The following is a 20,579-nucleotide window of genomic DNA, read 5'->3' as shown; positions in this document are numbered from 1 at the left end:
GTGGGATAAGCTTAATTAATTTACTTTAGTTTTTCTATTGTTCCTCGTACCACGTGTAGTGGAAGACGCCTTCGCGATCATTGCGCAGATAAGTATGCGCGCCGAAGTAGTCCCGTTGCGCTTGCGTCAGATTAGCCGGCAGCACTTCCGCCCGATATGAATCGTAATAGTTGATCGCCGCACTCAATCCTGGTGCTGGTACGCCATTCTTAACCGCCAAAGCAACCACATCACGAACCGCCGCTTGATATTTCTCGGCAATATTGGTGAAGTATGGGTCCAACAGCAGGTTTTGTAAGTCAGCCTTTTGGTCATAAGCCGAGGTGATCTTTTGCAAGAATTGCGCCCGAATGATGCAGCCTTCTCGCCAAATTGCCGCGATTTTACCGAAGTCTAATTCCCAATCATAGTGTTTAGCCGCCGCCAACATTTGTTCGAAGCCTTGGGCGTAACTCATGATTTTGCTGAAATAAAGCGCCTGCCGAATTTCTTCGACTAAGGCCTTCTTATCAACACCTGCTGCCAATTTCGGCTCTGGACCATGCAAGACCTTGCTGGCGGTCACCCGTTCGTCTTTCAACGCGGAAATATAACGGGCGTAAACCGCCTCGGTGATCAGGGATTGAGGCACGCCCACTTCAAGGGCTTCTTGAGAACTCCACTTACCTGTACCTTTGTTACCAGCCGCGTCCAAAATAACGTCAACGACAGGCTTGCCGGTGCCAAGATCATCTTTTCGCGTCAAAATATCCGCGGTGATTTCGACCAAGTAACTTTGTAATTCGCCCTCATCCCATTCCTTGAAAATGTCAGCGATTTCTTCAACACTAAAGCCTAAGACTTGCCGCAAAATATTGTAAACCTCGGCAATCAATTCCATATCACCATATTCGATCCCATTATGGACCATCTTGACATAATGACCGGCCCCATTAGCACCAATATAGGTAACACAAGGTGTGCCGTCATCAGCCTTGGCCGCGATTTGTTCTAAGATCGGCGCGACGAGATCATAGGCTTCTTTTTGACCACCAGGCATCAATGAAGGTCCTTCCAAGGCGCCAAGTTCGCCACCGGAAACGCCCATACCAATAAAGTTGATCCCCGACTTGTCCAATTCAGCATTGCGCCGCATGGTGTCTTTGAAGAAGGTGTTGCCACCATCGATCAGGACATCGCCTTTATCCAGCAATGGTAATAATTGCTTAATAACCGCATCGGTCCCAGCGCCAGCCTTGACCATCATCATGATCCGCCGTGGCTTCTCCAATGAAGCGACAAAATCTTCGATCGTGTAACTTGGCACTAATTTCTTATCGCTATGTTCTTTAGCAACCGCCTCAGTCTTACTCCCGGTCCGATTATAGATTGCAACAGTATAACCACGGCTTTCGATATTTAGCGCTAAATTCTTTCCCATGACGGCCATACCAATGACGCCAATTTGTGGTTTATCCATGAATCATTGCCTCCAATTTATTTAGTTCTTTCACGCGTGGCTTAACGCGCTTTGATTCTCAAACATCTCTATCCTAACAAAAAACAAGCGAAATTCATAGTGAAAGGCTACCGTGAAAGCGCTGTGACAATAAGATTTTTGGAAAATAAAAAAGCAGCGCTCACTGCTTTTTTCCAATCAGGAACAAAAATCGCACCATTAGCGGCGCATTGGCCGTTGGGAGCTTGCTGTTTGGCCTTCTTGTTACCGACAACTCATTCCTTGGACTCGTCTTCCTGATCATCTGGCTGATCCGTAGCTTGAGCTTGCTGATCAAGTAGTAGCTTCAATTTCGCAAACTCAGGATTGGGTTGGTTGGCTTGGGCGGCCGCTGCTGCAGCGAAATCGGCCTCGCTCAACACTTCCCACCCCTCACCAGTCGGCAACGCCTCACCAGCGGCTTCTGCCGGGGTGTAGATCTGGGTAGGGATCGCCAAAAGAAGATTATCTTCGATGGCGCTAGCTAAATCGATCTCACCGTTGACGATAGGAATAATGATATCCTCATTACTCTCTGTTGGTGTGGCTTCATCTTCTTCCAACTCGGCGACTGCCAACTCTTGATCCAGATAAAGCTCGTCAATCCGTAAGTCTAATGGTAGGGCCACCGGCGCCAAACTTCGTGTTGAAGGTACAGTCAGCTGACCACTCACCTGCAAGCGACTGCGCCAACCTTCACCTTCTGCCTGCAACGTCCCGGTGACTTGAAAAGCGGATGCCCCGATCAATTGGGGATAACGTTGCTTTAAAGAAGTTTCGGGCATTAAGGTCTCATCGATCTGAATCGCCTTGCGCTGGTATTTTTGCAACTGGTCAATTGGAAATCTTAAAGTCATTTTCGACACCTCATTTTTTTATGATGATTTGTTGTTTGAAATTCTGTTCGCGCCCAGTCAATTGCTCATACAAGCGATCGACTCGGATCTGCAAGCCTAAGGGGCCCTGGGGCGCGCCCGCCGCCGCGGTGACGCGCGTGATCAAGGGCGCCGCTATCTTCGACCGTTGCTGATGGAGATACTGCTGCCCGGCGGCAGTGAAGCCCAACAGCCGCAATTGGGGTTGTTGCGTCAGGGCCTGCTGGATCTCCGCCGCCGTCACATTGAGCAAGGTGTACAGCGCTAACCGCCGTAAGCGGGCATAGGTATACCGTTTCGACTTGACCCGGCGTAAGAAATCAGACCAATTTTGACTCTGCAAATTTTGCTCCCAAAACCGATATTCTAGACCTTCTGACATTTGATAGATTGGGGCCAACGCTTGGGGCCAAGTCGTGGTCAGCCGGTAATGCAACCAAGGCCATAATTGGTCCGCCGCCAAGAATGGTCCTTGGAGCACTTGTGGACCATAGGGCACAAACGGACTGATCGCCGCGGTTTGACCTTGCAACAACTGGCGTCGCAAATAAGAAGCGCTGGCAAAAGCCTGGCCGTGTTGATCATGACCACTGCTATCCTGATCGTGATCCACCCCCACCCGCGCCAGCGGCAACAAAGTCAACGGCTGAGCCAATTGGGCGTTGGCAATGGCATAACTCAAGGCCAATAGCTGATTGGGCGCCGCCACCATTGAACCCATTTCCTGTTGTAAAAGTTCGTTCCATTGGGTGGCATAGGTTTTCGTATAATCCACAGCAAACCGTTGTTGCTGGGATTGGGGCCAGACCCGCTGAACGAAATCCTGATAATCAAAAGTCGGCGTTTCCGTACCGAAGGCCAGAGTATCACAGCCAAGCGCCGCTAAAATTGCTAAGGCGCCGGTCGCAAACCGATCCGCCGGCTGACAACTGACCGCAAATGGCAGTTCCACCACGATATCCGCGCCGTGCGCCAACGCCAAACGCGCCCGCTGCCATTTATCAATGATCGCCGGTTCGCCACGTTGGACGTAATTTCCTGACATGGCCACGATCAGACAAGCTGCACCACTTTTTTGCCGTGCTTGCTGGAGTTGATAGGCGTGCCCGCGATGAAACGGATTGTATTCAGCGATGATCCCACAAGCCTGCTGTACTGCCATCTCCTAGCCTCGTTGCGCTTGAACGAACCAGCGCGGCGTTGTGGCGGTAATCGCCTCACCAGCGAAACCGCCGAATGTTTGGATCTGCGTGAAGCCGGCCGTTTGTAACGCGGCTTCAACGGTCGCTAACGGATAGGTGCGCTCATGATGCGTCTCGTTCAAGGCGTCATAGCCGCCGAGCGCGTCATCCCAAACGAAGAAAGTCAGATCATGAGTCACACTATTGCTGGCTTCCCCGGCGAAACTCGCCCACATAAAGGCCCAGTCTTCTTCACGATAATTGTACATATACCCGGGGAAAACTTCATTGACCTGATAAAGGGAGTGCAGATCGAACAAAAACGTGCCTTGCGGGGCCAAAACCTGCGCCACTTGTTTGAAAGTCGTGGTCAGATCGCTTAAGTCGGTCAAATAACATAATGAATCGTCATAACAAGTCACCAGATCCAACGGTGGCAAATCCAGCTGGCTCAGTTGGCGAAAATCACCTTGAAGTAGGGTCACATCGACCTGGTCATTGGCCAACCGCTGACTGGCCAAACTGAGCATTTCCTCAGACAGATCAACACCGTAAACTTGACCGTTACCATTTTGGCGTTGGGCGTAAAGAGACGCCAAATCGCCGGTACCACAGGCCAGGTCGAGAATTTGCTGACCTGCCAAGGTGCCGACGCGTTGTTCCGTAAAGTCTAACCACTGCTGGTAAAGACTCTTGTCCATCAGCAGATCATAATAATAGGCAAAAGTCTGGTACATCATGCCTTGACCCATTCGCCTAAATCAACCAAAGGCGCGTCTGCCCACAACTTCTCCAAGTTGTAAAATTCCCGCGTTTCTTCTGTAAAGATATGGATCACCACATCTTTGAAATCGATCAAGACCCACTGAGAATCCTTATTGCCTTCCACGTGGCAATCCACGGGCGCGGATTTGGTAACTTTATTGACGATTTCGTCGGTGATCGCCTCGACCTGCCGGGTTGAACCCGCATGCATGATCACGAAATAATCGGCCAAGAGACTGACCTTGCGCATATCTAACGCCACAATGTCTTCGGCGCGTTTATCGTCGGCGGCAATCACCGCTGTTTTTAAAATTTCTTCGCTACTGATCACTAATGTTCCTCCTGTTTAATACCATATTGGTTGTACGCGGCAAACATCGCCGGATAAACTCGCTGTTGTTTGTCGATCAAGTGGATCAAGGTATGATCCAATTCATAGGCCACGGCCGCGTCCAAGCCCGCCGCAACTGAGGCTCGGGCCGCCGCCGCGCCCGGATAATCCCGACCGGGTTCCACATAATCCGCGACGAAAATGATTTTGTCCAAGGTCGACATCTGGGCGGCGCCGGAAGTGTGATGGGCGATCGCGCTTAAAATCTCGGGATCAGTCACGCCTAATTCTTCGGAGATGAAGTACTGGCCAACTTCACCATGCCAAATATTATTGCCATAAGCCAATAATTCAGGGTCCAGCTGGTGTTTAGCGATCATCGCCTTAAACGCCGCATCGGATTTCTCCTTGGCGTAATCATGGAGCAACCCGGCGATCCCAGCCTGGGTGATGTCAACGCCATTTTCGGCCGCCAGCGCCATCGCTGTTTGTTCCACGCGTAAGCAATGGTTGAAGCGATAATCGCTAAGTTGGCCGCGTAATTTTTCAACCAATTGTTGGTGGGTCATTGGGACCAATTCGGCGAAACGAGCTGATGAATATGAATATTGATCAGGCATGATAAAGCCCCTTTTCTTTGATATAACTGGCGACTGCGTCTGGGACTAAATACTGGATCGAGCGGCCTTGAGCGACCAGTTGCCGCAATTGCGTCGAACTGGTCGCCAACTGCGGCGCGTCCACCCAGATCACTGGATACTTACTTTTGACAGGAAAACCTGGTCGGCGGACACCAACGAATGTGACCAACTTGGCCAAGTCCGCGATCCGATACCATTTGGGCAAATAAGCGATCATGTCCGCCCCTAAAATCAAGAAATAATCATTCTCAGGATGGCGCCGTTTCAATTCAACCAAGGTGTCATAAGTATAACTTTTGCCACCGCGGGCGATCTCCAGTGTGTCCAGCTCGAACCCAGGATGATCCTGGATCGCCAGCGCCACCATCGCCGTCCGATCCTTGGCGCTGATTGCTGTTTTGTGATCGACGTGGGGGGGATTGGCGTCGGGAATGAAGAGGACGCGCTCCAACTTCAATTGCTGCATCACTTGATCGGCCATGACCAGATGCCCATTGTGAACAGGATTGAAGGTGCCGCCAACGATTCCCACACAATGACGCGGCTGAGCGGTGGGCGCCAATTTGACTTGTGTCGCTGGCGTAACTGTCACGGCTTGTTCCGTTAAATGCGTCATTTGATCGCGTTCACTTCCGTCGATAACTGTTGATATTTCTCCTTGTGGGAAGGTCGATAAATCGTCAAAACCCGACCCAAAACTTGGACCACCGTGACATCTGAGATCTCACTGACCGCAGCGACAACTGCGTCAGTCGTGACCGGCGCATTCTGTAGCAAATTGACCTTGATCAGCTCGCGAGTGGCAAATGCTCGGCGCAAATCGGTCAGAAAGGCCTCGTTGACCCCGTTTTTACCCACATGGACCAAGGGCTTCAACCGGTTAGCTTGGCTTTTGATATAACGTTTCTGTTTACTCGTTAACATAACATCTCTCCTAAACGATTGGATTCCGCAGACTAAAACCAACGCCAGCAGGTAAGTACAAGTCAAAGTGGCTTGCTGGCGATAATTTGATCCAGCCTAACCCGGCAATCACCAGATCTTGTGCCTCTTTCGTGGCGAATGTGTGCCGTTTAAAGGCGGGCATCTTGCTGATATCCGCAGGCGGCGTCAATAATTCCCCGGCGTGCTTATCATAAAACTCCGCCGCGGTGGCTGTCTTGGTCCGATGAACCAATAAATTGTTCTCAACATAGACCGCTAAACTAGCGCGCTGGCCGGAAACAAAATCTAAGCGCGCCAAGCCGCCTAAAAATAGCGTTTGTGGTGGCGTGAGTTGGAAAATCTTCGGCTTAAGTTCGTTTTGTGGGCTAATGTAGTGCAGCTCATCTTTCGCCAACAAATGGGCGATTTGAGTGCCATTAATGATACCTGGCGTGTCGATCAAGTCATGACCATCAGCCAAAGGAATCTGGATCTGGTCCAAAGTCGTGCCAGGGAATTGCGAGGTCGTGATCACATCTTGATTGCCGACGGTACTTTTAATGATCGCGTTGATCAAGGTCGACTTGCCCACATTGGTGGTGCCGACCACATAAACGTCACCGTGTTGCCGATATTTCTCGATCGTCGCCAGCAACTCATCAAGCTGGAAATTCTTCTTAGCGCTAGTCAATAGCGTGGCGATCGGATGCAACCCTTGAACGGCCGCTTGACGTTTGAGCCAATCGGTCACCCGGGCGCGGCGAACACTATGGGGCAAAAGATCCGCCTTGTTGCCCACTAAGATCACCGGGTTTTTCCCGACAAAACGGTGCAACCCAGGAATCACACTACCGTCGAAATCGAACAGGTCGACCACATTGACGATCAAGGCCTTCTTCTGCCCCAAACTATTCAGCAAACGCGTGAATTCATCGTCATCAATGGCGACATCGGCGATTTCGTTATAGTGCCGCAAGCGGAAACAGCGCTGGCAATAATAGGTTTCATTGCCACTGGCTTGTTGTTTCGCCAAGGCGGCCGCCGGAATATACCCCGCCCCCTGTGGATCCGTACTCTGCAGTTGTGCGCCACAGCCAATACAATACAATGCTTCAGTCATCCAATCGCTCCCGCCATTTAAATTGCGCGTCTTTACGCGCATAGTGCTTCATAATAAAACCTTCCATGAATCGGCTAAACAGCGTGACCCAGCTGTCTGTTTCCACCAGGGGCTTGACCATGACCGTCCGCACCCCGGCCAAATGTCCCGCCTGAACATCCGTCAACAATTGATCACCCACCATGATCGTTTGCCGTGGACTCAAATCAAATTGCCGCAGCGCGCGTTTGATGCCAGATGGGAGTGGTTTACGGGCACTGTGGATAAAAGGAATATCCAAATCTGCCACCGCCCGCGCAACCCGTTTGGCATTGTTATTGGAAACCACAATGACCTGAATCTGGCTTTGCGCCATTTCCGCCAGCCAGGCCCGCAGTTGACCCGAAGATTCCGGTTCATGCCAAGCAATCAGGGTATTATCTAAGTCTGTTAAAATCGTATTGATGCCATTACGTTTCAAGTCGATCGGTCGCAATGCATAAATGCTAGTCAGTAACCAATCTGGTTTAAAAAAAGCCATGTTCCACCTCGTTTTTCTTCTATTAATTATAAAGCGTCCCCTGCTAAAACACAATTAAGTTGTCAGCCGTTGCTTTTCAAATTGAGCAAACTTTATATTCGTAATTTGGTTGCGTTTCTCTTATGCTAAGGTAAAGGAGTGTTGTTGATGATTACTTATGGTTTCAGTGAATACGGCGATGCTAGCGTCCTTCAGGCCTACCAGCTTCCGATTCCCCTGCCGAAAAAACACCAGGTCCAGATCAAGGTGGCCTATTTCCCGGTCAATCCCTATGATGTCGCTTTGCGTCAAGGAAAATTCGACCCAACATCTTTAACTCAGACCATCTATCTCGGTAGCGATTTAGTGGGCCAGATCACCGCGCTGGGTCCAGAGGTAACGGCGCTAAGTCTGGGCGACTGGGTGATCGCCCATCGGCCTAACCGGGCAAACAGCGAATATGTCATCGCCGGCGCGAGTAAAACAGTTAAATTACCCAGCGGTCTGGCGCCGGACGTTGCGGCTTGTTTGCCAACGCCGGGAATAGCCGCCTACAATGCCTGGTTCCATTTCGCTCAGATCCCACCCAAAGCTACCGTGGCGATCATTGGCATCGCCGGCGCCGTGGGTGGTTTGTTGGCGCAAATCGCCAAGCAAGCTGGTAATCCGGTAATCGGGGTGGCCAATCAGCGCCACCAGCAAACAGCGCAGCAATTAGGAGTAGCCGAATTCTTGGCGTACGACCAATTGCCCACCGCACCAACTTGGCGCCACCAAGCAACCGTCGTTTTCAATACAGGCATGGGTGGTCAAGATCACGGCCTAGCCGCGGAACTAGTCGCGCCTGATGGTCAATTGTTGCGCTTCAATGGCGCCCCAGAGCAGGTCAGTGACCCCAGTGTTCAATTGATCGATGTTGGTTACCGCCGCGATTTGACTGATGGCGACGCTTTGCATTTTTGGACCGATTATTGCCAGCGCCAACCGCTCTTCTTACAAGTCGCGCAAACACTGCCCGCAACGTTAACTGGCCTCCGCCAAGCCCACCAATTGACCGCCCAACGCCATCAAGGAAAATATGTGCTCGCTTGGGATTGGGCAACGAAAGCGACGCCGTTGACCTAACCCACCAGCTGACAGTTTCAAGCAACCCGCTGATTTGTGAAAACAGACTGACCCAAGTCACGGTCAGTCTGTTTTTGAATGCCTAGAATCATTGACTAACTATTCAATTGTTGATAGCGCTCGTTCAGCCAAGTTAAGGTCGACGGCAAATACGTATCCCAAAAAGCCCAATTATGATTGCCTGTTTGTTCCCGATAGTCCAACTTCTCCAAATATTGGCGACTGAACGCGCGGAAAGTCCGATTACTCTCCAACAAGTGGTCTTCCGCGCCAATATATTGCAACAACGGCAGCCGCGTCACCTGCTGATTGGCCAACAGATTCAACAGATTATTTCGCCCAGCCTGAAATTGATCCTGCGAACCAAACGTCGCCTCGAAATATGGCGCGCGGTCCGCCCAAGTCGCGCCAATATCCAAGCGCCCAGACAAACTGGCCGCCGCCCCAAAACGTTCCGGATAGGTAAGCCCCATTTTGAAGGCACCATAGCCACCCATGGACAAGCCGGCCACAAAAGTTGTGCTCCGCGTCAAAGGAAAATCCAGCCAAGTCTTCAAGTATAGTGGCAATTCCTCGGTCAAATAGTCCCAATAACGCTCACCGTTGGGCAAATTAGTATAATAACTTCGCCCAGCATCAGGCATCACGATCGCAAACGGATACTGGCCAGCGTAACGCGCCAGCGAACTTAGGGTCAGCCAGGCGGCGTAGTCATCAGACAAGCCGTGAAGCAAAAACAGGACAGGCTGGCGCTCCAGACGTTTTGATGGTAAGTAGAGATTGAACTGTGTTTGTTTATTTAAGGCTTTAGAATACATACGATAAGTAGCAATGGACATCGAATCACTCCAATCATCAGCAATTATACCATACTGGTCTTTGAAAACTGTAGCAACAGCTAAGAACTTGCTGGGAATATCTGTGGTTGGATTGATTGAAAGTAGCTTGGCCGCAGCTTGCGCTGCGAAATTCGAGGTGAGCTCGCTGTGGGCGCTGTTTTGAGCCAATCCGAAAAGTACGCGGCTTGTCTCAAAATCAGGCCTTGTCCTAAGCGGCAAAGCCGCCAAACGTGTTCGCCGACCTAGCTTCTTCCGCTTAGCTACGCAAATATTCCGGAGGCAAAGCCCAGCCTCCAAAATATTTGCTAGGCTAATGCTCAGAAGCTGCCCAGGTCGGCTCACACTCTCAACCATTTCACGGCGATCTCACCCCGAATTTCTCCGCTCCAGCCGCTCAACGTTATAACAGCCGTTTGAGCACTCACGCCGACTGGCAAGCTATGGATGAATCAGCCGGATCGGTCGGTTTTCACTCATGAATCGGTCAGGAAACAAGTAGAGATGTTCAGCCTACGCAAACTGTCCCGACCTCCTAATCTGAATTTATTGGCATTGCCGTACCACCCCAGAAAGGGCAATTGTTTGACCTCTATCTTGCAAAACCACTTCGTTAAATACACAACTTCGATAAATACACAACTTCGATTGCAGATAGGCTCAATTCTGCCTAGCAACCGCCTCAGGACGTGTGGCTCAGCGGTGAGATTATTCTTAGCGATTTATCGCTTAGAATAAGGCCTGATTTTGAGACAAGCCGCCGGGCTTGCGGATTGGCTCAAAACAGTGCCCACCGCGCTCCAGCCACGACAAACGTCCTAAGGCGGTTGCGTTCTCACCTAAACTCATCACACTTGCAATCAAGCAATAAGACTTCTGAAATCCGTTGGTATTTCCGTACCACCCCACAAAGGGTGATTGTTTTGACCTCTAGCTTGCAAACGCACTTCGTCAAATCCTTCGTCTCGATTGCAGATAGGCTCAATTCTGCCTAGCAACCGGCTGGGACTGCGCGGCTCAGTGGTGAAATTGTCCTTGGCGGCTTTGCCGCTTAGGACAAGGCTCGATTTGAAGACAATTCCCGCTTTTGGAATTGGCTTCAAACGACGCCCACCACGTTCCAGTCCGCAACAGCAGTCCCAGCCGGTTGCGCTCACGCGCAATACCCTGCACACCTGCAATCAAGCGAAATAATCCAACCCAAAACACTGCTTTTTAGCAAAACAATTCCCGTAAAAACAGTGCGTCACAGCACCAAGTTCCATGATACAATACGCCATAGTAAGCAAAATAAGGAGTGGGACAAATGATCAAAGTTGCAACGTATAATATTAAGAACAGCAGTCAAACTGACGCCGAGTTGGATAACTGGTCGTACCGCCGGCCGAACATTCTGGCCTTGATCAAGAAACAGGATTGGGATGTTTTCGGCCTGCAGGAAGTGATGGCCGATCAACGTGCCGACCTGATCCAGGCGCTCGGCGCGGATTACCAATTGGTCGGCGCGGTGCGGGATGATAGTGCCAGCGGCGAATATAATCCAGTTTTATTCAAAAAGGATCGCTTTGAGGAATTGCAACAGGACACATTCTGGTTGTCGGCCACCCCAGCGGTCATGTCACGCACGGCCAGTTGGGAGGCTGCCTGCTTCCGGATCGCCACTTGGGTCCGATTGCGCGACCGGCAAACCCAACAAGAACTGCTGTTTATCAACACGCATTTGGACCATGTCAGCCCCACCGCTCGCGAAAAAGGGGCTCAGGTGATCGCTGATTTCATTGGTCAGCAGTCCGATCGTAATATTTTCCTCACCGGCGATTGTAATGCCGAGGCCGATGAACCATTCTACCAAATCTTGACGGCGCAACTCCAAGATGTGCGGCGGACAGTGCCTCATCGGGTCGGGCCATTGAAAACATGTTCCAGCGAAGACTTTACGACTCATTTCGATGCCGCGACTTGGGTCAGTATTGACTATATTTTCGCGTCAACAGCGGTGCAGGCGACGCGTGTTGCCGTGTTGACCGACCGCTTCCATGAGCGATTCATGTCAGATCACTTCCCAGTAACGGCCGACGTGACTTTGGCCTGAGTTCAGCGTTTCATTTGATGCCCGAGCCCAACCACTTTCATTAAGCTTCAAAGCAGAACAAGCCCTCAACTTTTGCAGTTGAGGGCTTGTCGCTTGACTTACTTAATCGTTAGCTGTTAATCATCGATTTTGACAGTTGCAGGATCAGGCTGGTCGGCGCGAACTTGAAAAGCTAGGATCAAGCCGATCAGCGCGAAAATCAACGTGAAGGCGAACCCAGCGTGGGTCCCTTGGACAAAAGCATTGGCGCCGGTCGCGCTGGTCCGGGTCTGGCCCCAAGCCAACAAACTGGTGGCGATCGCCGTGGCCAAGGCGCCAAGAATCTGTTGCAAAGTGTTCAAGATCGTACTGCCATCTGCGGCCAAAGCGCCGGTTAACGCGTTTAACCCGTAAGTTTGCGCTGGCGACATGGCCAAGGGCGCCTTGACCATCAAAATCATATGGGCCACAACCACATAGCCATAGCTGGTTTGCGGTGTGGTCAACAAAAGCAACAAGGCCCCGATGAAACTCAATAAAAAGCCGATGCGCGTTAAATATTTCGCCCCATACCGATCAAACAGCCGGCCGGAAGTCGCCGAAACCAGGGCGTTGACCAAACCACCAGGCAGCATTAGCGCGCCCGTCAGCGCAACCGGTACCCCCAAGCCTTTCTGCCAAAGCATCGGCAATAAATACATGGCGGACATAATGATTCCAAAATCAATCATGACCAAGGCCGTTCCCAAACTGAACTGCCGCACCCCAAAGGCCCGCAAGTTCAGGACCGGCGCGGCCAGTTGTAGCTGCCGGCGCCCGTACCAAATCAAACTGAGTAAGCCCACGATCAAACTTACCAAGACCAGCGGATTCAACCAACCACGATCACCGGCCAAACTAGCGCCGATCACCAAGCCGCCAAAGCCCACGGTGGAACCGACAATTGACAAGAAATCGACTTTTGGTTTCGTTAGAGGCACAACATTTTCCATGAAAATCACCGAAATGACCAAGGCGACCACCAACAAAGGCATAAACAGCCAAAAGATCCAGCGCCACGATAAAGCGCCCAGAATCAAACCTGCCAGCGTTGGACCCACAGCGGGCGCAAACATGATGACCAGACCGACTAAACCCATCGCCCCACCGCGCTTCTCTGGCGGATAGATGGCCAACAGCACCGTGAAAATCAGCGGTAGCATCAGACCAGTCGCGATCCCCTGAATCATCCGGCCAATCAACAAGCCGGTAAAGCCCGCCGCCACAGCCGAAATCACTGCGCCCACAATAAAATCGCTCAAAGCGAAAACGATTAATTGTCTTGTAGTAAAATGTTTGGTCAATAAACTGGATAAGGGCAAGACAACCCCCACCATCAATAAATAGCCGGTGACCAGCCACTGAATCGTTCCCGTATTGACATTTAAATCCTGTTCCAACTGCGGTAAGGCGATGTTCAAGGCAGTTTCGCTGAACATCCCTACAAAGCCGCCTAATAGCAGCCCGATCATAATCAAGGTCGGTTTCCTTCTCGTACTTGTTTCCATCAATATGTACACTCCCAATTCTCTAAAATCAGCGGCCTAAACGGCACAAGTGATTACTCTACCAGAATTTTCAAGCCTTCGTAAGTTTTTTCTGAAAAAATGGCCAAAAAATCTGAAAATAGGCTTGGGAAAATTGGTGGCGAAAACAGAGAGCGAGATTTCCTCCAGATGGCCTGGGTTTTCCAGACATCAATGGATCACAAATTTTCTGCAAGGCGCTCGGTTCCCGGATCACCGGCCGCTTACCTCAGAAGCGGTCGCACGGAATGATCATAGTTTTCGCGAAGGGAAATGTTATACTAGAACTGTTAATTGTGGTTCAAATGCGCCGCCAGTGAGCGCTGGTGGCATCTAACAGCGGCCGCCGCATCAAAATTGGGTCCAGACTTCTGTTTGATCATGCTTGACCCCTAAAGTCAGCCGCCTTCGTCGCGGCGTCAGTTAGTTAGCTTTCAGCCTAAGGAGGAAATCTTGTGAGTGAACCAGTCCCTTTATGGACAATGACCGTCCAACCACGGCCTGTCCGCAAACTGCTTTATCTGCCCGCCAAAACCGCCCATGATTATTTCTCGTATTGCGCGGAAATGGGTTGTGACTGGGAAGACTTTCTTGATCAGATCCCAGAAAAATTTGACACGGCTGCCTTGGTCACCTTGCCGCAGCGACTCAACCAACCCGGCCGCGCCATTGTGGCGGCGGGCATTGAGGTCCCGGAGGATTTCGATCAACCACTGCCGGGTCATTACCAAAGCGCCATCCTTCCCGCTTGTTCGTTGGTCTATTTTCAAAGCGCGCCATATGTCCAAGAAAGTGAGTTCGCCCAAGCCATTGCGACGGTCAATCAAGCGCTGGCCACCTATGTGCCTGCAAAATTTGGTTATCGCCACGCCGACCAGATCGCGCCACGTTTTAATTTTGGGGCGACACCGCAGACTGGCGCCAGGTTGGCGATCCCAGTTCTGCCACTTTAAGCAAACATCCCATCCCCGTCAACAGCGGAACAGCAGCGTCACCCTTGTTGATGGATTTACCGCTCTAACTAACGATTGCCCTTGGCGATCGTTTTTTTCATGGCCGCAGAACCACGAAAAAAGAGTTCCCCCAACCCCTTTTTGTCAAGAATAAAAAAGCAGTTCGCTTACGCTCCTAAAGGAGACGTAAACGAACTGCTTGACTTGCGTTCAATTTGGCTGCTAGGCCCGCAGCGCCGGCGCTAGTAACCAGGTATTAACGCTGGCCTATTTTGCTTCGACAGAACCGAGAATGTCGTTAGCTTTGACCGTCTTACCAGTGGTCAATGCCAAATCTTTGACCGCATCAGCATTGGTGAAGGCAACGATCATTTCCGCATGCTTGCCAGCGGCCTTGAGCGCTTCAAGATCAACTAAAGCGATCAGTTGACCACGAGCAACTTCTTGGCCTGCTTCAACATAAATGGTAAATGGTTCGCCCTTCAAGCTAACGGTGTCGATCCCCATGTGCAATAACACTTCGAGACCCGCGTCAGTCTTGATACCCACAGCGTGTTTCGTTGGGAAGACACTGGTGATCGTCCCCGCGACTGGCGCGAAGATCTCACCAGAAGTTGGCTTGATAGCGAAACCATCACCCATCATCTTTTGCGCAAAGACATCATCAGGAACTTCAGTGATTGAGACGGCGTCACCATTTGCGACGGCGTAAACGTCGATCTTCTTGGCGATTTCTTTCTTCGCTGGAGCAACGACTGCAGCTGCGTCAGCGGCAACCGCCACGCCACCGTTGGCCAAACGTTTCATTTCATCCGCGACGAATTGCACATCGGTCCCAACAATGACTTGGATATTGGTCTTATCAATGATTTTGACCCCAGGAACATTGGTCGCTTTGATCTTAGCGACATCGACCTTGCCGGTATCTTTCACCATCAAACGGAGCCGCGTGGTACAGTTATCGATCGAAGTCACGTTTTCAGCGCCACCTAATGCGGTGTAGATCCGCCGCGCCAAACGACCGTACTTGTCTTCACCAGCAACGTTGGTATCAAGGTCTTCGGCTTCTTCACCGGCAACATCGTCGGCTTCACGACCAGGTGTCATCAAATTGAACTTGGTAATCACGAAACGGAAAGTAAAGTAATAAACAACGCCCATGATCAGGCCCAGCACCAACAGCATGTATGGCTTGTTAGCGATCGGCACCCGGAGGCTTAAGATAAAGTCGACCATCCCGGCACTAAAGTTGAAACCGGCAGTCCAATGGAAAGTTGCCGCGAGGAACATGGAGATACCTGTTAAAACAGCATGAACCACATATAATGGCCAAGCAACGAACATGAAGGAGAATTCCAATGGTTCAGTCACACCTGTAAAGAAGGAAGCGAACGCCGCTGCCAACATCAAGGAAGCTGTGACTTTCTTCTTCTCAGGGCGAGCACACTGGTAAATTGCCAAAGCCCCAGCAGGTAAACCAAACATCATCACTGGGAAGAACCCAGCTTGGTACATCCCGGTAATGCCCTTAGTCCCTTGGCTAGCCCAGAATTTACCGATATCATCGATCCCAGCTAAGTTGAACCAGAACACGTTATTCAAAGCATGATGTAACCCAGTTGGAATCAGCAAACGGTTGAAGAAGCCGTAAAGGCCAGCACCAACAGCGCCTAACCCAGAAATGAATTCACCAAAGTTAACTAAGCCGGTATAAACTGGTGGCCAAATGAACAGTAACAACAGTGAAACCAGCGCCATGGTCCCAGCGGTAACGATCGGCACCAGCCGTTTCCCACTGAAGAAGGCCAAGGCCATCGGTAGTTTCGTGCCGCTAAAGCGATTGTACAACGCTGCGGCAACTAAACCTGCCAAAATACCGATAAAGACGTTCTTGAAGTTGATCGCGCTGAAGGCGACGTTAACATTCTTGACATCCATCCGGAAGAACATCGCAACTGCGCCTGGTTGTAACAAGGTGTATGGTGTCAGGAAAGCGACCAACCCAGAAAGCGCCGCGGCGCCATCCTTATCTTTCGACATCCCGTAAGCCAAGCCCACTGCGAACAAAATACCCAAGTTATCAAGGATCGTACTCCCTGTTTTGAGCAAGAAAGCGGAAATAACGTTGTTACCGCCCCAGCCTTGTGGATCGATCCAATAACCGATCCCCATAAATAATGCCGCTACTGGCAAAGTTGCGACAGGTAGCATCAACGAGCGACCCATTCTTTGCATATAAGCTTTCATAAAATTTACTCCTCCTGTTGATCATGCCCTGATTCCGACGCTGGGCTGTCGCCTGATTCCGGATCACCCTGATTCGGCCGTGTCCGCGTCAATCGCAGGCGTTCAATGTGGATTGCGATATACCCAAGTTCCTCAGACGTCATCGACATCTGATATTTCTTTGTCAACAAGACCCGAATTTTCTTGGCAATACCATAGCTTTCCGGATACTTGCGTTTGACCATTTGAACGATTTCTTGATCCAAAACCGCATATTCTTGATAATAATAGCGTTTCATCAATAACCGGAGATGATTTGCCAACCGTGAATAATTCAAGGCCATCGCCTCTGAATGAATATCCAGATTCAATTCCCGCTCGATCAATTGGATCACATCAGAAACGATCATGACTTCGCGAATACTTTCGCGCTTCTTCCGCACGCGATCACCACGCCCACTATGCAAATGGATCGCGATATAGCCCGCTTCGTCATAGGTGTAAGGAATATGCAGTTCCTTATTCAGATACTCCACCGCCCACTGCGCGATACTAAATTCCTCACCATACAACACTTCGATCTCGCGCAACAATTTATTGCGGATCACGATCCCATTACGAATATTTTCCGCCGAGAACGACAAGTGATCAGTCAACGCGATCAAAACATGCTCATTGAGTTGTTCCATCAGCACTGTTTCAGCGTGGTCAATGATATGCTCGGCCGCAAACAAATATTTCTCATCGATTTGACTCAGAAGATCTTGCAGCTTCAATTGCCCTTCCGGCGCCATGACAAACATGCGCTCGATCTGACGTTTAAAGACCAGATCATTTCTTTTCTTGCCAAAACCGATTCCCTTACCGATCGCGACTTTTTCCTGACCGTCGTCAGTGACCAAGACCGCGTTTTGATTGAGGACTTTCTTGATTTTCATTTCTACCTCATCTGCAGATGCCTGCTCCATGTGCCCTAAGATGTCTATTATTTTCATTAAAGCAAAAAGGCATGAAAAAGTCCACGAGGATCACTCCTCGAGCGCTCTTCCATGCCTAGTATCATCTAGTCACATGAAACAATATTGTTAACATTGTTAATTTAGCATATTAAATTCAGAAATGCAAGTGCTTTCGCGCAATTAAATCACCGTCATAGCGGGAAACGCACGGAGCCAAAAAGTTTGTGCAGTGCCTAGCGACCAGACCAATACCGCGGTAAGCTCAGTTCAAATACGCGTAAACACAAAAATAAAGAACGACTAATAACGGTTCTGCCAACTCGGATCAACGAGATTATCACGGTCAATTTTCGCGAATAGGACTAGACCAATATCCACGCGCCGATGCGGTTCACAGGTAGCTCAACTTAAAAATAATTAGGCAACTCGCTGGTCAAATCAAGACAGCCGCCATTTATGTTCAAGTCGTCAATTAACAAGGGCGTGGCTAGTTTGCCTGGCCAGCTGGCAGTTGACGGCCGAAATCGCGCAGCTTCAGTTGACCTGATCGACCGCTAACCGCGTGCTGAGTTGTCGGCCAGCTCCGGAGATTTTCTAGTGAGCTGGAAAGAGAGGAAGGCGTTGATGCCAATTTTCTGTGCCTGTTTAGCCACCAGCGGTCGCCTGCCCGTTTCAATGAAGCCCAACTTTTGATAAAGGCCCACCGCCGGCAAGTTCGTATCAGCTACCTCCTGGATGAGAAAGTTCGGGTACGAGGTCCGCGCAATGACAGCCGCCAGCAAGCGTGAGGCCACGCCATTGTTCCTGGCGCTGGCCGCGACGCCAACAAATTCGATCGAACCGGTAGCTCGCGGTGGATTCTTGAAAGACGCGGCAAATTCACGGGGAAAAACGCGTGCGGCAATCGTGCCCTTCAGCCAGCCGAAATGCTTGATCAACTCACTTTTCTCGAATTGTAAACTAAGCTGCTGACAGTCTGTACAAGCCACAATCCCCACCACTTGCCCCGCGGTCACCGCGACGAAGAAATAATCAAGTTGAAACGCGTGGGCGAAGGCGCCAGCGATGACTTGCGGATCTTTCGAGAAGTAGCCCAACCATTGAGTAAACCCTTCCGCAAAGATCGTCGCAATTTGATCGCGGCAATCAAAATCCAGTTCATTCGCCTGATAAATTTCCATTTCCGTGTGTCCTCGCTCTCATTAGATGCCAGCAGCTGGCATCGCGTAATTTCAATCAGTATAGCGGTAAATTCCCAATGTTGTCTATGGGACTTTGGTTGCAGCACGACCATTCTCGGTCAAGCGTTCACTGTGCGTGAGACTTGACCGCGGCACACAAAAAAACTCACTCAAAATGAGTGAGTTGAATTTGTCTGAAACCTTATTTAGCCAAAGCAGCTTTAGCTTGATCAGCAATTGCAGTAAAGGCTGCAGCATCAGTATAAGCAATGTCTGCTAACATCTTACGGTTAATATCAACGCCAGCAACACGTAAACCGTGCATCAATTGGCTGTAGTTCAAATCGTTCAAACGAGCAGCCGCATTGATCCGCGCGATCCATAACTTCCGGAATTCACGTTTGACCTGACGACGATCGCGGAATGCGTAACGATATGAATTCATGACTTGGGCATTAGCTGATTTGAACAGTAAATGCTTAGCACCGCGATAACCTTTAGCTAATTTTAAAACTTTCTTACGACGTTTGCGCGTAACTGTACCGCCTTTTACACGTGGCATAATAATTTCCTCCTTGAGACTATCTATCGAATATAATTAATGGCTAAGTCCTAACGAACTTGAGAAAGCATTTGCCGGATACGGCGCATATCGCTGCGTGATACCAAACCTGCTTTTGCTAATTGACGACGTTGTTTCTTCGTCTTGCCGTGGAAACGGTGGCTTGTATAAGCATGGCCCCGCTTTAATTGACCACTAGCAGTTTTCTTGAAGCGCTTTGCTGAAGCGCGGTGTGTTTTTTGCTTTGGCATGATAAGATCCTCCTAAAGTAATGTAAATGTCGATCAAGCTTTTTTCTCAGCCTTAGGTGCAAGCATTAGAAACATGCTCCGACCATCCATTCGAGGGTGAGACTCAACGGTCGCGATATCAGCTGTTTGTTCAGCCAGATCCTCGAGAACCTTACGTCCCACTTCCTTATGGGTGATCGCCCGACCCCTAAAGCGGATTGAAACTTTAACTTTATCACCTTTGCCTAGAAATTTCCGGGCATTGTTCAACTTCGTATTGAAGTCATTCTCGCCGATACCAGGGCTCAAGCGAACCTCTTTGATATTGACGACCTTTTGCTTCTTGCGAGCTTCACGATCTTTCTTCTGTAACTCGAAACGATACTTGCCATAATCCATGATCTTGGCAACTGGCGGTTTCGCGTTTGGCGAAACTAGGACCAGATCCAGATTAGCGCGTTCCGCCATCTGTAAAGCCTCGATCTTGGACTTGACTCCGGCTTGATTACCTTCAGCATCGATCAAGCGAACTTCACGTGCCCGAATACTTTCATTAATAATTAAATCTTTTGCTATGGGAAGTCACCTCCATAAGTTGTCGACGTTAATACGTCAACCCATGCAAAAAGCTGCGAGCGCAAAAGCACCCGCAGCGAAATATAATTCTTCGGCAAACATAATGTTTTGATACCCAGAGGTCTAAAACATGGGTGAGAAGCGGGAACTTCTGCTTAATTCAACTGTTCCATTGTAACTAGAATGGTAATGGAAGTCAAGAAGTTTTTTCAGATTTCCTTGTACAGGATGTTCCGCTGAGCGTTGGCGTTGGTAGATTGCAGATGTGGTGGGCTCCAGGTCGGGCTGGGGGTGGTGGAACGCGGCGGGCACGACTTGAAGCTTTTCGGAAACCCGCCGAAAATCTTCAAGCTCGGCCTTATTGTAGGCGATAAATCGCCAACAATAATATCGCGGCTGACTCACCCCCAGCCCGACCTTCCGCCAAGCGAACAAACAGCCCACCACCCCCCAGAGTGCGGAACACAACGGGTTGACTTTGA

The 20,579-nt window shown here is 50.2% G+C and carries 22 protein-coding genes; 3 read left to right on the top strand and 19 right to left on the bottom strand.

Annotation, left to right across the window (positions count from 1 at the left end; genetic code table 11):
• Window positions 1–34: 34 nt before the first annotated feature.
• The 10 genes from gndA to EKM94_RS04440 all read right to left on the bottom strand — a co-directional run bounded on the left by gndA (window position 35) and on the right by EKM94_RS04440 (window position 7,834).
• On the bottom strand, window positions 35–1,459 hold the full coding sequence (gene gndA, locus EKM94_RS04485) for an NADP-dependent phosphogluconate dehydrogenase (protein ID WP_125598098.1): 1,425 nt from the start codon (window positions 1,457–1,459) through the stop codon (window positions 35–37).
• Between the two features lie 254 nt (window positions 1,460–1,713).
• Window positions 1,714–2,334 carry a DUF177 domain-containing protein gene (locus EKM94_RS04480; RefSeq protein ID WP_125598095.1) on the bottom strand — a complete coding sequence of 207 codons (621 nt, stop codon included), beginning with the start codon at window positions 2,332–2,334 and terminating at the stop codon, window positions 1,714–1,716.
• Between the two features lie 10 nt (window positions 2,335–2,344).
• Window positions 2,345–3,514 carry a nucleotidyltransferase gene (locus EKM94_RS04475; RefSeq protein ID WP_125598092.1) on the bottom strand — a complete coding sequence of 390 codons (1,170 nt, stop codon included), beginning with the start codon at window positions 3,512–3,514 and terminating at the stop codon, window positions 2,345–2,347.
• Between the two features lie 3 nt (window positions 3,515–3,517).
• Complete coding sequence (locus EKM94_RS04470) at window positions 3,518–4,273, bottom strand: class I SAM-dependent methyltransferase (RefSeq protein ID WP_125598264.1); 756 nt, start codon at window positions 4,271–4,273, stop codon at window positions 3,518–3,520.
• Window positions 4,270–4,629 (bottom strand): ribosome silencing factor, encoded by a 360-nt coding sequence (gene rsfS / locus EKM94_RS04465; protein ID WP_164511101.1) that lies wholly within the window; start codon window positions 4,627–4,629, stop codon window positions 4,270–4,272. The genes EKM94_RS04470 and rsfS overlap by 4 nt, the downstream gene beginning before the upstream one ends.
• Window positions 4,629–5,198, bottom strand: a complete 570-nt coding sequence (yqeK, locus tag EKM94_RS04460) for a bis(5'-nucleosyl)-tetraphosphatase (symmetrical) YqeK (RefSeq protein WP_125598258.1) — start codon at window positions 5,196–5,198, stop codon at window positions 4,629–4,631. The genes rsfS and yqeK overlap by 1 nt, the downstream gene beginning before the upstream one ends.
• 43 nt (window positions 5,199–5,241) lie before the next feature.
• Window positions 5,242–5,886, bottom strand: a complete 645-nt coding sequence (locus tag EKM94_RS04455) for a nicotinate-nucleotide adenylyltransferase (protein WP_125598089.1) — start codon at window positions 5,884–5,886, stop codon at window positions 5,242–5,244.
• Complete coding sequence (gene yhbY, locus EKM94_RS04450) at window positions 5,883–6,194, bottom strand: ribosome assembly RNA-binding protein YhbY (RefSeq protein WP_125598086.1); 312 nt, start codon at window positions 6,192–6,194, stop codon at window positions 5,883–5,885. Before yhbY ends, EKM94_RS04455 begins: the two co-directional genes overlap by 4 nt.
• 10 nt (window positions 6,195–6,204) lie before the next feature.
• On the bottom strand, window positions 6,205–7,314 hold the full coding sequence (gene yqeH, locus EKM94_RS04445; protein WP_125598083.1) for a ribosome biogenesis GTPase YqeH: 1,110 nt from the start codon (window positions 7,312–7,314) through the stop codon (window positions 6,205–6,207).
• On the bottom strand, window positions 7,307–7,834 hold the full coding sequence (locus EKM94_RS04440) for a YqeG family HAD IIIA-type phosphatase (RefSeq protein WP_125598080.1): 528 nt from the start codon (window positions 7,832–7,834) through the stop codon (window positions 7,307–7,309). The genes yqeH and EKM94_RS04440 overlap by 8 nt, the downstream gene beginning before the upstream one ends.
• A 147-nt stretch (window positions 7,835–7,981) precedes the next feature.
• On the opposite strand from EKM94_RS04440, the gene EKM94_RS04435 reads away from it, so the two are divergent.
• Window positions 7,982–8,938 carry an NADP-dependent oxidoreductase gene (locus tag EKM94_RS04435; RefSeq protein WP_125598077.1) on the top strand — a complete coding sequence of 319 codons (957 nt, stop codon included), beginning with the start codon at window positions 7,982–7,984 and terminating at the stop codon, window positions 8,936–8,938.
• Between the two features lie 95 nt (window positions 8,939–9,033).
• Here the strand turns inward: EKM94_RS04435 and EKM94_RS04430 are convergent, their stop codons facing one another.
• Together EKM94_RS04430 and EKM94_RS04425 are read right to left on the bottom strand one after the other, a co-directional pair.
• Window positions 9,034–10,131, bottom strand: coding sequence for an alpha/beta hydrolase (locus tag EKM94_RS04430; RefSeq protein ID WP_125598074.1), 1,098 nt, complete (start codon window positions 10,129–10,131; stop codon window positions 9,034–9,036).
• A 503-nt stretch (window positions 10,132–10,634) separates the two neighbouring features.
• Window positions 10,635–10,877 (bottom strand): hypothetical protein, encoded by a 243-nt coding sequence (locus EKM94_RS04425; protein ID WP_125598071.1) that lies wholly within the window; start codon window positions 10,875–10,877, stop codon window positions 10,635–10,637.
• A 203-nt stretch (window positions 10,878–11,080) separates the two neighbouring features.
• On the opposite strand from EKM94_RS04425, the gene EKM94_RS04420 reads away from it, so the two are divergent.
• Entirely contained in the window at window positions 11,081–11,866 is a 786-nt protein-coding gene (locus EKM94_RS04420; RefSeq protein ID WP_125598068.1) for an endonuclease/exonuclease/phosphatase family protein, read from the top strand.
• A gap of 116 nt (window positions 11,867–11,982) precedes the next feature.
• Here EKM94_RS04420 and EKM94_RS04415 read toward each other — a convergent pair whose 3' ends face one another.
• Entirely contained in the window at window positions 11,983–13,392 is a 1,410-nt protein-coding gene (locus EKM94_RS04415) for a DHA2 family efflux MFS transporter permease subunit (RefSeq protein ID WP_125598065.1), read from the bottom strand.
• A 473-nt stretch (window positions 13,393–13,865) separates the two neighbouring features.
• Here EKM94_RS04415 and EKM94_RS04410 point away from each other — a divergent pair, with 473 nt between their 5' ends.
• A complete protein-coding gene (locus tag EKM94_RS04410; protein ID WP_125598062.1) occupies window positions 13,866–14,363 on the top strand; it encodes a hypothetical protein in 498 nt (165 codons plus the stop codon).
• 267 nt (window positions 14,364–14,630) lie between these two features.
• Here EKM94_RS04410 and nagE read toward each other — a convergent pair whose 3' ends face one another.
• From nagE to infC, 6 genes are all read right to left on the bottom strand, one after another.
• On the bottom strand, window positions 14,631–16,610 hold the full coding sequence (gene nagE, locus EKM94_RS04405) for an N-acetylglucosamine-specific PTS transporter subunit IIBC (protein ID WP_125598059.1): 1,980 nt from the start codon (window positions 16,608–16,610) through the stop codon (window positions 14,631–14,633).
• A gap of 5 nt (window positions 16,611–16,615) precedes the next feature.
• On the bottom strand, window positions 16,616–17,527 hold the full coding sequence (locus EKM94_RS04400; RefSeq protein ID WP_125598057.1) for a PRD domain-containing protein: 912 nt from the start codon (window positions 17,525–17,527) through the stop codon (window positions 16,616–16,618).
• 575 nt (window positions 17,528–18,102) lie between these two features.
• The gene (locus tag EKM94_RS04395) at window positions 18,103–18,729 is read right to left on the bottom strand and encodes a GNAT family N-acetyltransferase (protein ID WP_125598054.1); all 627 of its coding nucleotides are present in this window, start codon (window positions 18,727–18,729) and stop codon (window positions 18,103–18,105) included.
• A gap of 202 nt (window positions 18,730–18,931) precedes the next feature.
• Window positions 18,932–19,291 (bottom strand): 50S ribosomal protein L20, encoded by a 360-nt coding sequence (gene rplT, locus EKM94_RS04390; protein ID WP_125598051.1) that lies wholly within the window; start codon window positions 19,289–19,291, stop codon window positions 18,932–18,934.
• A 50-nt stretch (window positions 19,292–19,341) separates the two neighbouring features.
• Entirely contained in the window at window positions 19,342–19,542 is a 201-nt protein-coding gene (rpmI, locus tag EKM94_RS04385; RefSeq protein ID WP_125598048.1) for a 50S ribosomal protein L35, read from the bottom strand.
• A gap of 33 nt (window positions 19,543–19,575) precedes the next feature.
• Window positions 19,576–20,097 carry a translation initiation factor IF-3 gene (gene infC / locus EKM94_RS04380; RefSeq protein WP_318531098.1) on the bottom strand — a complete coding sequence of 174 codons (522 nt, stop codon included), beginning with the start codon at window positions 20,095–20,097 and terminating at the stop codon, window positions 19,576–19,578.
• Window positions 20,098–20,579 lie beyond the last annotated feature (482 nt).

This window comes from Lapidilactobacillus achengensis (assembly GCF_003946655.1).
Taxonomy (GTDB): Bacteria; Bacillota; Bacilli; order Lactobacillales; family Lactobacillaceae; genus Lapidilactobacillus; species Lapidilactobacillus achengensis.
Note: the sequence above shows the minus strand (reverse complement) of the source record. Positions and strands in the feature narration are given on the sequence as shown.